This is a genomic window from Amnibacterium sp., from assembly GCF_051956055.1.
Taxonomy (GTDB): domain Bacteria; phylum Actinomycetota; class Actinomycetes; order Actinomycetales; family Microbacteriaceae; genus Amnibacterium.
This window is the reverse complement of the sequence record NZ_JBQCGC010000094.1, coordinates 1-2,507: the sequence shown is the minus strand read 5'-3', so window position 1 is coordinate 2,507 and position 2,507 is coordinate 1. Positions and strand designations below refer to the sequence as shown.

Sequence of the window (2,507 nt, the reverse complement as noted above, 5' to 3'; positions counted from 1 at the left end):
CTGCTGGAGCGGCGTCCAGACCGGGCCGGGAGCGACGACGTTGACCCGGATGCCCTGCTCGGCGACCGAGCCGGCGAGCGCCTTGCTGAACGCGTTGATCTGCGACTTCGTCGACGCGTAGTCGATGAGCGTCGGGCTCGGCGAGTACGCCTGGATGGAGGCGGTGTTGATGATGGTGCTGCCCGGCTGCATCTGCCGGACGGCGGCCTTGCACAGCCAGAACAGCGAGTAGACTTTCGTCTTCATCGTCTCGTCGAACTGCTCCGTCGTGATGTCCTCGATGGACTGCTGCGTCTGCTGCTTGCCGGCCACGTTCGCGAGGATGTCGATGCCGCCGAGCTCGTCGACCGCCTTCCGGATGAGCGCCTCGCAGTAGGACTCGTCCTTCAGGTCGCCCGGGAACGCCACGGCCTTCCGGCCCGCGTCCTCGACCACGCACACGACCTCCTTCGCGTCGGCCTCCTCCTCCGGCAGGTAGGACAGGACGACGTCCGCGCCCTCACGGGCGAACGCGATCGCCGCCGCGCGGCCGATCCCGCTGTCCGCGCCGGTCACCACGGCCTTGCGACCGGTGAGCCGGCCGGTGCCCCGGTAGGTCGTCTCGCCCGCGTCGGGCGTCGGGTGCTGCCGCTGCTCGGTGCCGGCCCCCGGCTGGTACTGCTGCCAGCTGTCGTCGGGCTTCGGGTACTGGGTCGTCGGGTCCTGCAGGGTGTACTGATCGGTCACGCCGGGGACGCTACGAGACCCTCCGGGACGTCTCCGGGGCGTCGGCCGTACGCCGCCTGGAGACCGGTCGAGAACGCTTCGGGACGACGTGCGGGGCGCCCGCGACCGCCTCCGGCGCCTCCCGCTGCAGCTTCACGAGCACCACGCCCGCGAGGATCAGCACGCCGCCGCCGAGCTGGATCGGGGCGGGCAGGTCGCCGAGCAGGAGCCACGCGGCGAGTACCGCGAACAGCACCTCGAACAGCCCGACGAACGAGGCGACGCGGCTGCCCAGCCGGGCGCCCCCCCCGCGATGCCCAGGAGGTAGGCGCTGGAGGTGGACACCAGCACCACGACCGCCGCCGGCAGCCACCAGGGGACGATCGCACCGGCGAGCACCACGTCGCGGGTCGAGGCGGTGATCGGCGCGACGCCGACGACCGCGAGCGCGAGCAGGATCACGCAGCCGACCGCCATCGCCGCGGCGAGCAGGACGATCGGGTGCAGCTCCGCGTCCAGCCGCGCGTTGACGACGTAATAGACGACGACGCCGACCGCCGCGGTCAGGGCGAGGATCGGCCCGATCGGGTCCACCCCGCCCGGGGCGCCGAGGTCGACGACGAGCAGCAGGCCGAGGACGGCGAGGACCGATCCGGCGACCACACGACCGCCAGGGCGCCTGCGCGTCCGCAGCCAGGTCCAGCCGACGAGCAGCACGGGCGCGAGGTACTCGATCAGCAGGGCGGCGCCGACCGGCATCCGCGTGATCGCGGAGTAGTAGAGCAGCTGCGTGCCGACCACCGCGAAGACCCCGTAGGCGAGCACCGTGCGGAGGTTGCGGCGCAGGATCCCCCACCGGCCGCGGAGCAGCACGAGGGCCGGACCGAGCAGCAGGAGGAACGTGCCCGCGCACCGGCACAGCACCGCGGCGGACGAGCTCCAGCCCGCCTCGAGCAGCGGCCGCACGAACGGGCCGCCGATGCCGAACGCGAGCGCCGCGAGCACCGCGAACGTCAACCCGCTCGCCGCGCGCTTCCCCTCCACCGCATCCTCCCGTGTCACGAGTCAACCCGCGTACACTCATGACATCGGCGCGATCCTAGCGGTCAGGAGGGTGCCGAGGTCAGGAGTCACGTGCTGTTCACCCATGACGTCGAGCTCAGCCTGCTGGCGGCGACCACCCTCGTGAACACGCTGCCCGACGCCTCGCACAGCGGCGAGGACGAGTTCACGACTATGGCGCAGCTCGACGAATGGTTCGAGGGCGAGGGCTTCACCGGCGCGCGGCTGCACACGGGCGCTGAGCTCGAGTCGCTCAGGGCCCTCCGGCTCCGTCTCCGCGCGCTGTGGGAGACGGAGAGCGACGAGCAGGCCGTCGCGATCGTGAACGGGATGCTCGCCGAGGGCGGCGCGCTCCCCCGCCTCGTCGACCACGACGGGCTGGGGTGGCACATCCACGCGAACGCCCCGGATGCGCCGCTCGCCGACCGCGTCATGGTCGAGATGGCGATGGCCTGGGTCGACGTGCTGCGGCAGGGCGAGAGGTCCCGGATGAAGCGCTGCGCGGCGGACGACTGCGGGGCCGTGCTCGTCGACTTCTCCCGCAACCGCTCGAAGCGCTTCTGCGACGTCGGCAACTGCGGCAACCGGATGAACGTGCGCGCCTTCCGCGCCCGCAACGCCGCGGGCTGAGCCGCGACGCGGGGGTGGGGGTTTGTTTTGGTTTTTGGGGGGCCCCCGGGCCGAGACACCCCAAAAAAAAGCGACCCAAACGACGCGCGGGGCGTGGGGGGGGCCGCCCC

4 protein-coding genes are annotated in these 2,507 nt (G+C 72.2%); 1 reads left to right on the top strand and 3 read right to left on the bottom strand.

Annotation, left to right across the window (positions count from 1 at the left end):
• The 3 genes from ACTHLI_RS13465 to ACTHLI_RS13455 all read right to left on the bottom strand — a co-directional run.
• On the bottom strand, positions 1-726 hold a 726-nt coding region (locus ACTHLI_RS13465; RefSeq protein WP_440184606.1), incomplete at its 3' end, for an SDR family NAD(P)-dependent oxidoreductase.
• A gap of 10 nt (positions 727-736) precedes the next feature.
• A complete protein-coding gene (locus tag ACTHLI_RS13460; RefSeq protein ID WP_440184603.1) occupies positions 737-889 on the bottom strand; it encodes a hypothetical protein in 153 nt (50 codons plus the stop codon).
• Positions 883-1,767 (bottom strand): EamA family transporter, encoded by an 885-nt coding sequence (locus ACTHLI_RS13455; protein WP_440184601.1) that lies wholly within the window; start codon positions 1,765-1,767, stop codon positions 883-885. The genes ACTHLI_RS13460 and ACTHLI_RS13455 overlap by 7 nt, the downstream gene beginning before the upstream one ends.
• Before the next feature lie 72 nt (positions 1,768-1,839).
• On the opposite strand from ACTHLI_RS13455, the gene ACTHLI_RS13450 reads away from it, so the two are divergent.
• Positions 1,840-2,397 carry a CGNR zinc finger domain-containing protein gene (locus tag ACTHLI_RS13450; protein ID WP_440184598.1) on the top strand — a complete coding sequence of 186 codons (558 nt, stop codon included), beginning with the start codon at positions 1,840-1,842 and terminating at the stop codon, positions 2,395-2,397.
• The last annotated feature ends 110 nt before the right edge of the window (positions 2,398-2,507 follow it).